12 protein-coding genes and 1 rRNA gene are annotated in these 15,244 nt (G+C 41.1%); all 13 read left to right on the forward strand.

Features of this window, described 5'->3' with window-relative positions; genetic code table 11:
• The first annotated feature begins 143 nt into the window (after positions 1-143).
• The gene (gene ccpN, locus AYJ08_RS18875; RefSeq protein ID WP_003338182.1) at positions 144-776 is read left to right on the forward strand and encodes a transcriptional regulator CcpN; all 633 of its coding nucleotides are present in this window, start codon (positions 144-146) and stop codon (positions 774-776) included.
• Positions 777-794: 18 nt separating this feature from the next.
• Positions 795-1,616, forward strand: a complete 822-nt coding sequence (locus AYJ08_RS18880; protein ID WP_156037982.1) for a pyruvate, water dikinase regulatory protein — start codon at positions 795-797, stop codon at positions 1,614-1,616.
• A gap of 90 nt (positions 1,617-1,706) precedes the next feature.
• The gene (dnaG, locus tag AYJ08_RS18885) at positions 1,707-3,551 is read left to right on the forward strand and encodes a DNA primase (protein WP_064018997.1); all 1,845 of its coding nucleotides are present in this window, start codon (positions 1,707-1,709) and stop codon (positions 3,549-3,551) included.
• Between the two features lie 36 nt (positions 3,552-3,587).
• The gene (gene rpoD, locus AYJ08_RS18890; RefSeq protein WP_064018998.1) at positions 3,588-4,712 is read left to right on the forward strand and encodes an RNA polymerase sigma factor RpoD; all 1,125 of its coding nucleotides are present in this window, start codon (positions 3,588-3,590) and stop codon (positions 4,710-4,712) included.
• A gap of 144 nt (positions 4,713-4,856) precedes the next feature.
• Entirely contained in the window at positions 4,857-5,795 is a 939-nt protein-coding gene (locus AYJ08_RS18895; RefSeq protein ID WP_064018999.1) for an MraY family glycosyltransferase, read from the forward strand.
• A 214-nt stretch (positions 5,796-6,009) separates the two neighbouring features.
• Positions 6,010-7,149: an acyl-CoA dehydrogenase family protein gene (locus AYJ08_RS18900; RefSeq protein ID WP_031414099.1), complete on the forward strand. Its 1,140-nt coding sequence runs from the start codon at positions 6,010-6,012 to the stop codon at positions 7,147-7,149.
• A 260-nt stretch (positions 7,150-7,409) separates the two neighbouring features.
• Complete coding sequence (locus AYJ08_RS18905; protein WP_064019000.1) at positions 7,410-8,150, forward strand: tRNA (adenine(22)-N(1))-methyltransferase; 741 nt, start codon at positions 7,410-7,412, stop codon at positions 8,148-8,150.
• Positions 8,117-9,232: a Nif3-like dinuclear metal center hexameric protein gene (locus AYJ08_RS18910; RefSeq protein ID WP_064019001.1), complete on the forward strand. Its 1,116-nt coding sequence runs from the start codon at positions 8,117-8,119 to the stop codon at positions 9,230-9,232. The genes AYJ08_RS18905 and AYJ08_RS18910 overlap by 34 nt, the downstream gene beginning before the upstream one ends.
• A gap of 29 nt (positions 9,233-9,261) precedes the next feature.
• Positions 9,262-9,765 (forward strand): C4-type zinc ribbon domain-containing protein, encoded by a 504-nt coding sequence (locus AYJ08_RS18915; protein WP_231929172.1) that lies wholly within the window; start codon positions 9,262-9,264, stop codon positions 9,763-9,765.
• Positions 9,737-11,800, forward strand: a complete 2,064-nt coding sequence (locus AYJ08_RS18920) for an S-layer homology domain-containing protein (RefSeq protein WP_064019003.1) — start codon at positions 9,737-9,739, stop codon at positions 11,798-11,800. Before AYJ08_RS18915 ends, AYJ08_RS18920 begins: the two co-directional genes overlap by 29 nt.
• Complete coding sequence (locus tag AYJ08_RS18925) at positions 11,790-13,349, forward strand: S41 family peptidase (RefSeq protein ID WP_064019004.1); 1,560 nt, start codon at positions 11,790-11,792, stop codon at positions 13,347-13,349. Before AYJ08_RS18920 ends, AYJ08_RS18925 begins: the two co-directional genes overlap by 11 nt.
• Positions 13,350-13,538: 189 nt before the next feature.
• Positions 13,539-14,372: an alpha/beta hydrolase family protein gene (locus tag AYJ08_RS18930; RefSeq protein ID WP_064019005.1), complete on the forward strand. Its 834-nt coding sequence runs from the start codon at positions 13,539-13,541 to the stop codon at positions 14,370-14,372.
• A gap of 698 nt (positions 14,373-15,070) precedes the next feature.
• A 16S ribosomal RNA gene (locus tag AYJ08_RS18935) occupies positions 15,071-15,244 on the forward strand; the annotation flags it as partial.

A 15,244-nucleotide genomic window follows, 5' to 3' on the forward strand; every position in this document is an offset into this window, starting at 1 on the left:
CCTCTTGTGGAGGCTTTTTTCTACTTCCAGTACATTCCGGTAGCAGAAAAAAAGCTTTTTACGATTCTTTTGCAGGAATCTATCTCTTTATAGAGTAATACTAGGGATAGTAATTTATGAATCGGTGGTGATCCGTCATCGAATTGACCAAACGCCAAGAACAAATTTTGCAAATTGTAAAAGATGAAGGTCCAATTACAGGTGAGAATATTGCCGAACACCTGAATCTTACAAGGGCTACTCTTCGACCTGATTTATCCATCCTTACTATGTCGGGTTATTTAGATGCCAGACCGAGGGTTGGTTATTTTTATGCAGGTCGTCCTACATCGTCGGTAATTGCAGAACGATTGCACAAGCTAATAGTAAATGATTATAAAGCAGTGCCTATCGTCGTGGCTGAATCAGCGTCGGTGTATGATGCAATTGTGACATTATTCTTAGAGGATGTAGGCACATTGTTTGTTGTCAATCAAAAAGGTTTGTTAGCTGGTGTAGTGTCCCGAAAGGATTTACTTCGGGCTTCATTAGGTAACAAGGGATTGGAGAGCATTCCTGTCAGCATTATCATGACAAGAATGCCCAACATCGTCACGTGCACTCCAGAAGAAACCCTTCTGGATACCGCGCAAAAATTGATTGAATTCCAAATTGATTCACTGCCGGTCGTACGCCCCAACGAAGAAGATCCAAAAACCTTTGAATTGTTGGGCAGGATTACCAAAACAACAATTTCTAGAGCTTTTGTGGAGCTTGGCAAAGAGACCAATGTGTAGGGGGAAGTTGGATTGGAAATGAATACCCAATTAATTTATGTCGTATCGGATTCAATTGGAGAAACAGCAGAATTTGTCGTAAGGGCAGTAGCAAGTCAATTTAGCGGTAAAACGGTAGATATTCACAAGTATCCGTACATGGAGGATAAAGAGTCCATTGATGAAGTTATCCTCTCCGCCAAAGAATCAAAAGCTCTGGTGGTGTTTACTCTCGTTGTTCCTGAACTAAAAACGTATATTTTGGAACAGGCCAACAAACATCAGGTACCCATTGTGGATGTAATGGGTCCATTGCTGACCATTATGGAAGATCTACTCCAGACAAAACAATCCGGAAAGCCTGGATTAGTGCGTAAATTGGATGAAGATTATTTCCGAAAAGTGGAAGCCATCGAGTTCGCTGTAAAATACGATGATGGCAGAGACCCTCGTGGTTTACTTCGGGCAGATGTTGTACTAATTGGGGTATCGCGTACGTCAAAAACCCCATTGTCCATGTACTTAGCTAACAAACGCTTGAAGGTAGCAAATGTACCCTTGGTTCCAGAGGTTGAGCCGCCAGAGGAATTGTTCTTACTGCCGGCGGAAAAATGTATTGGACTTACCATAAATTCAGATCAATTAAACGGGATTCGTACCGAGCGGTTAAAAGCATTAGGTCTAACTGCCCAAGCGAATTATGCAACAATGGATCGAATTGAAACAGAATTGGAATACTCAAGAAAAATCATGGAGCGCGTAGGTTGTCCCGTGATTGATGTTTCTATCAAAGCGGTTGAAGAAACAGCTAATATTATCCTTGACATTATTCGACGTAATAAACTTAAAGCACGCCGATAAGTTCAGGAACAAAAAATAGTAGTTGGAAGAAGGATTTTGCCGAACTTTGACGAATAAAGTAATTTCATTGCTGTGAAAAGGTGGATGGCTATGGCTCAATCTGCACCCGAAGAGTTCGTCAACCAGGTTCGAGCAGCTGTTGACATCGTAGACGTGGTGGGAGAATACGTACAACTGAAGAAGAGGGGGCGCGCCTATCTAGGCTTGTGTCCGTTTCATTCGGAAAAAACCCCCTCCTTTAATGTGAACGCGGAGCGGCAGTTTTATCATTGCTTCGGGTGTCATGCAGGGGGTGACGTATTCTCTTTCGTTATGCAAGTCGAACAGCTGTCGTTTCCCGAGGCCTTGCAAAAACTTGCAGACCGGGTGGGATTAACCCCGCCAGCTCCCCTCACTCACGAAGATAATCCGATGCAGAGCGCGAAGGCGAAAATGTATGAAGCCTACCGTTTTGTGGCGAAACTATATCATTATGTTTTAACGTCCACTCCCTATGGATCGGAAGCCCTTCGCTATTTGGAGAATCGAGGCTTTGCCAGGACGACAATTGACGAATACATGATTGGGTTTGCTCCAGAATCATGGGATTTCGTTAAGGATAACCTTGTAAAGCGTAACTTTCCGTTGGAGCTAATGGTCGAAGCAGGATTGTTATCCTCCAATGAGCGTGGAAGAGTGTATGACAAATTTCGCAAGAGAGTTATCTTTCCGATTCAGGATTCACAGGGAGAGGTTATCGGATTTGGAGGAAGGTCTATAGACGGCTCGGAACCCAAGTATTTAAATAGTCCAGAAACGCTCCTATTTAACAAAAGTCGCACTATATTTAACTTGCATCGCGCAAGAAGCCAAATACGTAAACGAAACCAGGCAATCCTTTTTGAAGGATATGCAGATGTAATTGCTGCGTGGCAGGCTGGCATTAGTAACGGAATCGCTACGCTAGGAACCGCTTTTACGGAGCAACAAGCCCATCTGATCAGAAGAAATACAGATCAGGTAATCCTATGCTACGACGGCGACTTTGCCGGACAGGAGGCTACGGCAAAAGCGATTGACCAATTACAAAAAGCTGGTTGTACGGTGCGAATTGCTCCACTCCCCCAGGGTAGTGACCCTGATGATTATATACGGCAGTATGGCGCTGAACAATTTTCCCAGCAGGTATTATTACAAGCTATGCCGGTGACGTCCTTTCAATTGAAACATTTGCGGAGTAAAACCGTAATACAAGACGAAGCGGATAAAGCTGAGTATGTAAGACAGGCACTGGAATTCATCGTTACACTCCCGAACGCGATCGAGCGGGATATGTATGAACGGAAACTGTCTGAAGAGTATTCTCTATCCCTTGAGGCTGTAAAGACAGAAGCAAAAAAGCTGTACAAGCAACAAAAATTAATGAATCAAAGGGATAAAGTTACAGCACCATGGAATAATAGTATAAATAATGGCAAATTTATGGTTACAAAAGCACCTGCACACGAAAATGCAGAACGAATGTTGCTATACTATATGTTGCGTGATCCGGAAATTGCTTTACGTGTGCAACAGGAATGTAACGCAGATTTCCAAGTGGACGAACACAGTGCTCTAGCCGCTTACTTGTATGCTTATTATGCAGAGGGGCATCCGGCAGATCCTGGAGCCTTTATACACTATGTTGAAGATGAGAAGTGCAAGCAATTAGCCTCGGGATTAGCCATGATGGAATGCAGAGACGATGTATCTGATAAGGAAATTGAAGACTACATCAAGCAGGTGAACAATTACCCTGTTCGCGCGGAACTACAAAGGCTACGTGAACAACAAAAGCAACTAAATTTGCAAGCGGGAAGCACCATAGATGAGGAGCAGCGTAAAAAGCTTATTATTGAAGCCGCTTTACTAGGGATGAAGATCGCCGAATTGGAAAATGCTTTGAGGGAAGGGTAGTTATCAGCATCATTCCCGAGGAAGGAGGGAAAATAGATGAACAAGCAAAACTTGACATCAGACATGGAGACCCTGTCGGTGGATCAGGTGAAAGAACAATTAGTGGAACTAGGTAAGAAGAAGGGAAGCTTGACTTTCAAAGAAATTACAAATCGTCTATCTAACTTTGATCAGGATTCTGATCAGATGGATGAGTTCTTCGAGTTCCTAGGAGATCAAGGCATCGATGTCAGTAATGATAATGAAGAAGACGAAGAAGCAGATGCTATGATGATCAAGGATGATGAGCAGGAAGGGTTTGAATATGATGACCTGTCTGTGCCGCCAGGAATCAAAATTAATGATCCTGTGCGTATGTACCTAAAAGAAATTGGGCGTGTTCCTCTACTTTCCGCTGAAGAGGAGATTAAACTTGCGCAACGCATTGAACAAGGCGATGAAGAAGCAAAACGCCGATTGGCTGAAGCTAACTTACGTCTCGTTGTAAGCATAGCAAAACGCTATGTGGGTCGTGGCATGCTATTCCTAGACCTGATCCAGGAAGGTAATATGGGTCTTATTAAGGCCGTTGAGAAGTTTGACTACCAAAAAGGATACAAGTTTAGTACCTATGCAACTTGGTGGATTCGACAAGCTATCACTCGTGCTATTGCTGACCAAGCAAGAACCATCCGTATTCCAGTGCATATGGTTGAGACGATTAATAAGCTAATCCGAGTTTCTCGCCAATTACTGCAGGAATTGGGACGTGAACCTGCTCCTGAAGAGATTGCTGAAAAGATGGATCTAACTCCTGAAAAAGTACGTGAGATCATGAAAATTGCTCAGGAGCCTGTATCATTAGAAACACCGATCGGAGAAGAAGATGACTCCCATCTAGGTGATTTTATTGAGGATCAGGAAGCGCTAGCTCCTTCTGATGCTGCTGCGTATGAGCTGTTGAAAGAACAATTAGAAGATGTGTTAGATACATTAACAGATCGTGAAGAAAACGTACTGCGTCTTCGTTTCGGATTAGATGACGGTCGTACGAGAACGCTTGAGGAAGTAGGAAAAGTTTTCGGGGTAACTCGTGAGCGTATTCGTCAAATTGAGGCGAAAGCCCTACGTAAATTAAGACATCCTTCTCGTAGTAAACGTTTAAAAGATTTTTTGGAATAGCCGATAAAGATATAGTAAGCACTAAGCCTACGTTTTGCCACACACGCTGCGTAGGCTTTTTTGTTGGGAAGAACGGGATGTTACTTCAAAAATAGTCCATTTCATTAATCAAAAAAGAAATGGCAGTAAGGAGGCGATGTCTACTTGGATGATCAACGTAGAAAAATCATTATTACTGAGATTGAAAATTGGCGACGTAATCATTTACTGCCAGAACATTATTGCATTTTTCTGTTAAATCTCTATACAGAAGGCAAGCACGCTCCAAATCAAGAGGAGCCCATCACAAAAAAACGTTTCTTCTTTTTTCCCAACAGAAAAGCGAGAATGGATAAGATTTATAATCAGCAAGCCTTTATACAAAGTGCAAGCACTCAAATTCAAGGGAGCGGTAAAGAAGCACAAATCCTTTCCGTAAAACTAATGGGAGGAATATTTTTTATAGGACTTGTAATCGCTGTCATGCTTTTACTTGCTTTTTATTTTAACGCTTTTAGTATTCCAATGCAAATGAGCATTTTGGTGTTCAGTTGGATACTTGCATATATCCTAGCTTTTGTATTTAAGCGAAAAATACCGTTATTATCCTATTTTTTCTTACTTATTACGATCCTCATCGCTATAGCTAGTCTCTATTATTTTGGAGAAAAATGGAAAATAAGTCAAGTTACATATTTATGGTGGCTTCTTTTAGTTGCCGGGTATTCTTTTTTACATGGTTTATTATTTCGTTATTCGCTGTTTATAGTAGCTGGACTAATAGGCATAGGTATTTTATATGGAACAGCCATGCTGACACGCATGGGGGAATTTTTTAGTTGGACAAATATAGAATTGTATTGGGTACCTTTATCTTTCCTGATGATTGGATTGGGGTATTTGTTCCATGCTCGTCATCAGCAGCTTGCTTATACACTTGTGGCAAGTGGGTTACTGTACTTTTTTGGTCCAGAGATTAGTTCATTATGGGTTCCTGAAGCGTCACGTGAGATGATGCAAATTATATTGGGTATTAAGGTTTTACTGAGTGGATTATTGCTAACCATTACTCGTCGCTACTGGCTTGAATGGCTTCGAAGATAGATAGTCACGTACAAATGAATCATTACTTGCTTTACAAAGGATGGAGGCTTCGTCAACACGGAGTCTCTTTATTTTGTTATGGAGACTATCCAAATATCTTTTGAATTGTATATAATAATAAGTAAATTCTGAACAAACGCTCGGTCAGTCAAGGTGGATTATTTACATGCTGTGGCGATTTGAACATGATTTAGCACAGAAAGGGGAGATTGACATGCATTTTGATCTTACATCAGAACAGCAGATGTTGCAGAAAATGATTCGGGAATTTGCGGATGAAGTAGTCGCACCAGGGGCGGAGCAACGCGATAAAGAAAAGCGGTTTCCGATTGAGATTATGAAACAACTAGGGGAATTGGAATTGATGGGACTGCCATTTCCTGAAGAGTTTGGTGGAGCTGGGGCGGATACGATTAGCTTTGCTATAGTCACGGAGGAGCTTAGTCGTGCTTGTGCTTCTACAGGCATTACGTATTCAGCCCATATATCCTTAGGCGGAGCCCCCTTGCATTTATTTGGAACAAAGCAACAAAAAGAAGCCTATTTAACAAAAATCTGTAGTGGGGAGAGTATAGGAGCATTTGGGTTAACAGAACCGCAGGCAGGCTCTGATGCAGGTGGTACCAAAACGCAGGCAGTATTACAGAATGGACAATATGTTATTAACGGTTCTAAATGCTTTATCACGAATGCTTCCTATGCTAAGTTTCTTGCTTTAACTGCTGTAACCGATAAAACGAAGGGTACGAAAGGAATCACAGCTCTTTTAGTCCCGACAGATGCCCCGGGATTTAAGGTAGTGGATCGCTATGAAAAACTAGGATTGCATGCTTCGAATACTACAGAGTTAGTCTTAGAAGACGTTGTAGTCCCCCAGGAGGCAATTTTAGGCAAAGAGGGAGAGGGCTTCAAACAATTTTTAATCACATTGGATGGTGGTCGCATTGGTATTGGTGCCATGTCAGTTGGAATAGCCCAGGCAGCTTTTAATCGCGCCTTACAGTATGCCAAAGAAAGGAAAGCCTTTGGTTCTAGCTTGTCGCATTTCCAAATGATTCAGCAGAAGTTGGCGGATATGGCAACCCAGATCGAATTAGCTCGTACTTTGGTTTACAAAGCAGCGTGGCTTAAAGATCAAGGACGCAAATTCACCCAAGAGGCGGCGATGGCTAAGCTGTATGCTTCGGAGATCGCAATGTCTGCGACTCATCAGGCTATTCAGATTCACGGAGGATACGGCTATATGAAGGATTATCAGGTGGAACGTTATTTCCGAGATGCACGTCTACTAGAAATCGGTGAAGGTACTTCAGAAATTCTGCGTATGGTAATTGCACGTGAAATCAGTAAATAAGACATATAAAGATCTCTCCGGCTTTTATTATGGAGGGATTTTTATTATGGGAAATCTAGGTGCAAAAACAGCAATCTGGGAATAGTATTCTTGTGTCATACTAGTCTTTTTAAAGGTTATTTGTTAATATCTGGTTACGTATTTGATTTAGGAATTGCTTCCTGATATCGGGCTAAAAATTACCATATTACTCATCCAGTTTCTTCATGTGTTTTTTTGGCAAGATGAGGTAAAATGGATGAACTGGAGGTAATAGGAACATGACATTAACTATTTCTAAACGATTACAAACAATTGCAGCATATTGCCCCAAAGATGCGCTTGTAGCTGATATTGGATCGGACCACGCCCTGCTGGCTTCCTATTTATTAGTCAATAATCAGGCTCGCTTTGTAATAGCAGGGGAATTAAATGAGGGACCATATCAAGCAGCACTTCGTCAAATTGCGACGTTAACAGCAAAAGATAGAGCTTCTGTTCGCAAAGGAGATGGCTTAGCTGTGTTAGCTCCAAATGAGGCAGAGGTCATTTGCATTGCCGGAATGGGTGGACAATTAATCGCTTCTATTTTGGAAGCCGGCCTTGATAAATTAGGAAAAGTACAGCGTTTGATCCTTCAACCAAATGTTGGAGAAGATATACTGCGTAAATGGCTATATGACCATGGTTATCAATTAGTAGCTGAAGATATTGTAGAGGAAGATGGCATTATTTACGAAGTGCTTGTAGCTGAACCAGGCAATCCAGATAAGCCATATCAATCAGATAAATGGAGTCAAGCAGAGCTAATGGAAATCGGGCCTTTTTTATTGCAGCAACAATCACCGATTTTGCTCACAAAATGGAAGTCTGAATTAGAAAAGTGGGAAAAAATTAAAGAGCGCATGATGGCATCTACTCGTGCAGAAACACAGGAAAAACTGTCGGAAATCGAGGATAAAATTATTTGGATTAAAGGAGTTTTGACATGCTTGCAAACGGACAAACCATCATACAATTAGTGGAGAGACTAGCACCAAAATCCCTAGCGATGGAATGGGATAAGATCGGATTGCAAGTCGGCACACTGCAAAAGCCTGTACAGAAGGTAATGACAGCGTTGGATGTAAATGAAGAGGTGGTTGATGAGGCGATTCAAAAAGGGGTTTCGCTTATAATTGCTCACCATCCGGTGATATTTCGCCCCTTAAAGCATTTGCGCACTGATTTGCCGGCTGGCCGCTTGTTAGCAAAGTTGCTGGCTCACGATATCGCTGTCTACAGCATGCATACGAATCTAGATGTCGCAAATGGAGGCTTGAATGATTGGCTTGCAGAAGAACTGGAATTACAACAAACCGAAATTCTAGATGTAACTTATCAGGATGAGCTGAAAAAGCTAGTAACCTTTGTACCCAAATCGCATCGTGAACAAGTGTTCCAGGCTATGGTGAATGCAGGGGCTGGTCATATTGGACAATACAGTCACTGTAGCTTCCAGATTGAGGGGACAGGTACTTTTTTACCACTTGAAGGCACGACTCCTTTCATTGGGGAACAGGGAAAAGTGGAGCATGTAGATGAGGTTCGAATTGAAACGGTTATAAAAAGCAGTCAACAAGCTTCTGTGATTAAGGCTATGAAAGCGGCGCACCCCTACGATGAGGTAGCATATGATATCTATCCTCTTGACCTACCACCATTTACGCTTGGGCTTGGGAGAATTGGGAAACTGGCCGAACCTATGACGCTAGAGGAGTATGCCCAATTTGTCAAAAGTAAGCTAGGTTTAGAAGGAGTTCGCATAGTCGGTCCTAAGGATCGCATCGTTAAAAAGGTGGCAGTTCTGGGAGGTAGCGGCGGTTCTTATTTGTTAAAAGCTGCTTTTCGTGGTGCAGATGTAATGGTAACTGGAGATGTCGGCTATCATGAAGCGCAGGACGCTTTCGTGGAAGGACTATCAATAATTGATGCTGGTCATAACATCGAAAAGATCATGAAGCCAAGATTAGCTAGTTTTATACGAGAAAAGCTACAGGAACAGAAATATAAAACCGAAGTAATTGCCTCGGAGGTTCATACAGACCCGTTTCAATACCTCTAAGGCAAAAGGGCTACGGGATAACTAAGGGAGTGGGCAACTTGTCCTCGATTCGTGATTTCTATGAATGGCACCTATTACTTGGAAAAATAAAGCGAGCCGAGCGTGAATTGGCTGGTGTAAAAGAGCAAGAAAGGGAACAAATGAAACACATCAGGGCTATTGAAAGTCAAATAGAAGGCATGCCTACTGACACCCCTGATCAACAAATTGAACGAATGCTACAGGAGCAAGAGCTCTGGATGCTTAAAAAAGAGTGGGAACGTAACGGAAATGAGCTGATTGAAAAACGTTTCTCTTTAGAACAATTCCTGCAGCTCTCTCGTTTGGAAGCAGAAGAACGTCAAGCAAAATTAAACCCAGAATGGCTAAAAGAATATGACCGACTGCTGGAAACAAAAAAAAATCCAGTGGTTGAAGTAAAAAAAAAGTCTTGTATGGGGTGTTTTATGCCATTGTCAACAAGCAACTTTGATAAATGGCGGAGAGGGAAGGGGCTGGTATATTGTGACGAGTGTGAAAGAATTCTTGTGTAGTAGGAGATGGGGGAAAGTAATTCCTGCTACTGTAGCTATTGCAATGGCTACCTGTGTTTTTTTAGAACCTGTGCAAGCTGAAGAAATAGGGAATGATCTTTTGGCTCCATTGCCTTTCATTGATATTTCTAATCATCCCGCTAAAGAGGCTATTGTGAAAGGCTATGAGGAAGGTTTGTTTAGTGATTCATCGAAAGCGATTAAGCAATTTTTCCCTGATAAGGCTATGACACGGGCAGAGTTCTTTTTATTGACCAGCCGTTTTTTGCAACTAAACCAAAATAAATTGTTTCCCTTGACCTTGCTGGAAGACAATGATGAATTCGGTCGGGGGCAAGGAATGGACGAGCCGTATTTACCCTATAAGGATGTTCACTACATGACGTGGATGTATCCTGGTATCCTGCGGGTATTTGTCTATCACGATCGGATTGCAGGAGCTAGGACTCTACATAAGATTTTTCCAGGGGATAAATTTTATCCGAACCAGCCTATTACAAATGCAGAGGCAGCTAAAGTGCTGTCCGTGCTATCCTTTGCCACGAAGCAATCTGAATGGGAATTAGAATTGCAAAAAAGAGGTTCAAGCAGATTAACACGTGCAGAAGCTGCTATTTTGATGGAAAAGGTGAGCGCTTCAATTCAATCCCAGATGCTCTTGCCTTTAGCTGATGAAACGCGTTCTCTGTACCCGCTTGTACCTGTTCAGAAGGAGATGTATCCTTTATTTGCGACGTATGATGCTCCAACGGAAACGGAGCAAAAATTCATAGATATCGTGGATTCAATCAAAAATTATCTTGAAGAAGAGGAAACCTTTAAGGAGCTGGAGGAGCTGCCATCTGATTTTCCTAACCAGGTGGGAGTTCATTACTACAAAAGCTGGAACTACTATAAGGAACCCGCAGATAATGCACAAGAAGCCCTCCTTGCATTAGACGCTTATTTAGAAACAGTGGAGCATGATCCAAAAATTCTAGGCCTTCTTACTGCTAATATCTATGATGTTGGCTTACAAATGCTACGGACTAATCAAGGTAAAGAATTTGAAGAATTGCATCAAAAATTACTTCGTTATGAATCAAAACTGGTTAAGAATTCAGAGGAATGGAAAGTATTTGGTCTATATTTGGCAGCTATTGAAATTCATTTAGATCAATATGGAAATGCAAGTAAACGTTATGAGGAAAGACCGGATATCAAGCTGGCCGTACAAAATGGCTTGTACTATTTGGTGAAAGAAAATCGGATTTCTGATGCGGAAAATTTGTTAAAACGTGCTATTAAAGTAGCAGATCAAGATCGTGAGCTTCAAGCTTTATATGAACAAGCGGCTCACGAATTAGATCTGTTGTCCTCCACTAGACAAAATCTTTATGCCACTCTATTAAGCGATGCTTATAACAAGCTAGACGAAGCTCAAAGGATTATTGTCAAGACGGAAATGAATTACGGTGGTACGGTGCTTAAAACTACTGAAGAGATGGATGCTCAAAGAGGGATCACGCATACAAAAGGTATTTACCAAAAAGCGGATCAAGCCGTTTTAAATAAAATGGAAAGATATACAGATCGTCGTAATCAAGTCAAGTACGATTGGGATAATGAAAAGGGTATCTGGACCAAAAAAGAGACTGGCAACCTAATTGGGAAAAAAGCGTATCTACATGAGTATGTGACTGATCTTCCTGTTTTAAGCCGTTTAAATAAGCTTCATGCTAGGTACTTAAAGCAAAGCTTCGGAGCATATGAGGTTATTACCGAATTTTATGAACCAAATGAACTTCAGCGCTATGCTGAAACGCTTGATTTACAAGAAAAAAAGCTTTTATATGCTCCTACGTTTGTTGTGAAGTACTATTTGGATTCTGAAACGAAGCAATTATTACGCCAATCTTGGAAAATTACGGAGGTCTATGATAATGGGGAATACCTCAAGCTGGATGGCGATGAAGAATATGAATTTCCCGAGAGCTTGCGTCTGGATATTCCAAAAGAGGTGACAAAAGGAGCTGTTGTTATACATGAAACTTAGAAAAACGGGGATTCTGGCTCTTGCACTCATGCTCTTGTTGCCTGGCTCGGGGGCTATGGCTTCTATGTCACAGTCCTTGAATCAAGCTTCATCTTTTGATATAAACAGTACGAGCAACATGCCGCTTCTGGAGCTACAACAGGTGTATTATATTTTGCAAGAAAACCACCTTGATAAACCAAGTGAAAAAAAACTTGTGCAAGGAGCCTTGCAAGGTGTTCAACAATATATAAAAGCTGAGAAACATGCTGAAGTTGTCGTGGACGAGAAGGATGATACCGTTACCGAGATGGTGGATCGTATAACGCAATGGCAAGCCCAGCAAAAGCTGGATTGGTATACTGTAAGCTACTACGGGATTGAAGGAATGCTGGCCCAAGTAAATGATCCTTACACGACTTTATTTACTGAAACGGAATTGGATAAGTTCCAGAACAGTGTGAATAATAACTTTGTGGGCTTTGGCATTACGTTTCGCAAAACTGATAACGGTTTTATTGTTCGCAAGGTAGTTGAAAATTCTCCAGCAGCTAAGGCAGGAATTCATTCAGGTGACAAGCTGGAAGCAGTGAATGGAAGTAAAATAACCGTACAGGGTATAGAAGAGTTGAATAGGATCCTGCAAGGTGAAGAGGGTACGAGTGCAACTCTTACTTTTTCTAAATCGGGGACCGCAAAAAAGAAGGATTACACTATCAAGCGCTCACCTCTGGTTATACCAGAAGCAACAAGTCAACTTTTCGGCTCCAAATCCACAGCGATAGGGTATGTTAAGCTGGATACGTTTGGAAGCGATGCAGGTGATCAGTTTAAAGAGCAATTAGATAAATTAGAAAATCAAAAGAAATTGACAGGCTTGATCATTGATTTACGTGATAACAGTGGAGGATATCTTAGTGCAGCGAAGGATATTGCCAGTTTATTTATGGAAAATGGCTTATTGATGTATACGACTAATCGCAACGATGTTGAAGTGGAAAGTTGGGTGCGCAATGGCAGACTAGCTCCTTATCCTGTTACGGTGTTAGTAAACGGACAAACAGCATCAGCTTCAGAAATGCTATCTGGAGCGCTACAAGATCATAAAATAGCCAAATTGATTGGAACCAAGACTTTTGGTAAAGGAATTGCTCAAACAGTCCTACCTCTCGTTGATGGTGATGCATTAAAAGTGACATTGCAAGAATACAAGACACCGGCTCATCGTAAAGTCAACAAGGTTGGCCTTGAACCTGATATTGTTATCGAAGACGATATTAGTCAAGTGGTGGGAGCGTTATATGAGCTGGGAGAAAAACGCATTGAGGTAAGGCAAAAAAGTGGTTTCGAGGTAGTGGTAAATGGAGTCAGTTTCTATACAACTTCTCCTTTACTCAAAAAGATAGGGAATAGCTTACATATCCGTAGCACCTTTATGCAAAGTATGCTTCGGGAAAAAACGGCTGTTTCATCGGAGTATCGTCCTATAGTCTCAGTTACCAATCCTACTGTTACTCTTACTTGGAAAAAAGAAAATGATGAATATATTTTTATCAGTGAGCAGAAATAATAGCCACATGCCCGAAACAGTGAAAAGTTTCGGGCAATTTTATTGACTAATTCATACTTGACAGGTCGGAATAGTGTGAATTAAACTTAAACTAACAATCTAGATAGGCTGAGTGGCAAAGGAAAAAGCGAATTTTCCTTTTTGATAAGCGAGTAAGAGTGGTGAGAGGAAAAAGGAGATGTGTGACACGTGAAGAGACATGTTGAAATCAAATGGCAGGATGAAACATTGGCGGCTACCTTATATGTACCTGAACTCGAAAATCAAGCAGAAACATTTCCTCTGATTGTCATTTGTCATGGTTTTATCGGTTCGCGTATTGGTGTCAATCGATTGTTTGTTGAAACTGCTACTCAATTGATTAAAGATGGCTATGCAGTGTTATGCTTTGATTATGTGGGATGTGGAGAAAGTACAGGCGAATATGGCCGTTCAGGTTTTGATCAATTAGTTGCCCAAACTAGGCATGTTCTACAAGAAGCAGCACATTTTCCGGAAATTGATTCACAACGAATTTCTTTGTTAGGTCATAGTTTAGGTGGTCCGGTTGCTTTGTATACAGCTATAAGCGAACCTAATATTCGTAAGCTTATGCTATGGTCTCCAGTTGCTCACCCTTATAAAGATATTGTTCGGATTGTTGGAGTAGATACCTATCAAAGAGCATGGCAGCATACATCTGTGGATTACATGGGCTATGGATTGACACTTGCATTCTTTGAGTCGCTGCATTCTTATGTGCCTCTTAAAGAGCTACAGAAATATACGGGAGATGTTTTTATTGCCCATGGCACAGCAGATATTGACATTCCAGTCGAGTATTGCTTTCACTATTATTATGCCTTTCGTTCACGTTCTACAGGTAAAAGTGACAAAGAGATTATTTTAGAAGCAGATCATACTTTTTCTGACGGTTGCAGTCGAACGATGTTAATTAGTAGTACACGTGAATGGCTTTCTGGTGAACGATATTATAAACAATCGGGGGGAGCCATTACTCGCACCCTAGGCTATTCCATATAGAAAAGAATTTTTATCGATGCTATGCTTCTGCGTTTTCTCCCTGCTGTCACATTCCATTCTTCTTAATATTTTTAGATAGAGGAAAAAGTCCCGTTTTGAAAAAGGGGCTTTTCTTTGTTGGTTGCGAGGAAAAATGTTTCGGGCAAACTTTAGTGAAAATTCTAAGTGATTTTTAAAAAGTAAATAAAATTAATGAGAAAATTGCAAATAATTAAGTGAAGCATTTTGGGACTGATGAGTTCTCGATAGCTTCTTTTTTGAGAAGGTGACTTAGAAGGCGGTATTTTTTATTCTCATTAAACTTATTTCTATTTTATATGAATGTGGATTAGTGTTGAAATTGTGGAAAACTTGAAGATTTATTTTGGAAGGTAACAGGAACGAGTTTGAGTTTTTTAGCATATAGATGGGGTACAGATGCCCTATATCTATAATAAACAATACCCCAATGTTTGATCCGACGTGAAGGTATGAGCATTTTCTAGCTTCTATAAGTAGAATTGCTATTTTTTTAGTTAAATTTAAAAAAAGTATTGCATTTACTTTTTTTATGTGGTACATTATTAAACGTTGCCGCTACTTGAAAGATTGAGTGGCATGATTACAAACTTTGTTCCTTGAAAACCAGATAGAATCTAACGTACGATATTTAAATCAATGAACCGACAGGTTCGCTGAAGCTTTGATCAAGAACTACTTTAATGGAGAGTTTGATCCTGGCTCAGGACGAACGCTGGCGGCGTGCCTAATACATGCAAGTCGAGCGAGGGTTTTCGGACCCTAGCGGCGGACGGGTGAGTAACACGTAGGCAACCTGCCTGCAAGACTGGGATAACATAGGGAAACTTATGCTAATACCGGATAGGGTTTTG

This window comes from Brevibacillus sp. SKDU10 (assembly GCF_001645205.1).
GTDB lineage: Bacteria > Bacillota > Bacilli > Brevibacillales > Brevibacillaceae > Brevibacillus_B > Brevibacillus_B halotolerans.

Bases quoted from the DNA above. Each gene is read 5' to 3' on its own strand.
- rpoD (WP_064018998.1), top strand. From the start codon at position 3,588: ATGAACAAGCAAAACTTGACATCAGACATGGAGACCCTGTCGGTGGAT.
- AYJ08_RS18880 (WP_156037982.1), top strand. From the start codon at position 795: ATGAATACCCAATTAATTTATGTCGTATCGGATTCAATTGGAGAAACA.
- AYJ08_RS18905 (WP_064019000.1), top strand. From the start codon at position 7,410: ATGACATTAACTATTTCTAAACGATTACAAACAATTGCAGCATATTGC.
- AYJ08_RS18900 (WP_031414099.1), top strand. From the start codon at position 6,010: ATGCATTTTGATCTTACATCAGAACAGCAGATGTTGCAGAAAATGATT.
- dnaG (WP_064018997.1), top strand. From the start codon at position 1,707: ATGGCTCAATCTGCACCCGAAGAGTTCGTCAACCAGGTTCGAGCAGCT.
- AYJ08_RS18925 (WP_064019004.1), top strand. From the start codon at position 11,790: ATGAAACTTAGAAAAACGGGGATTCTGGCTCTTGCACTCATGCTCTTG.
- AYJ08_RS18910 (WP_064019001.1), top strand. From the start codon at position 8,117: ATGCTTGCAAACGGACAAACCATCATACAATTAGTGGAGAGACTAGCA.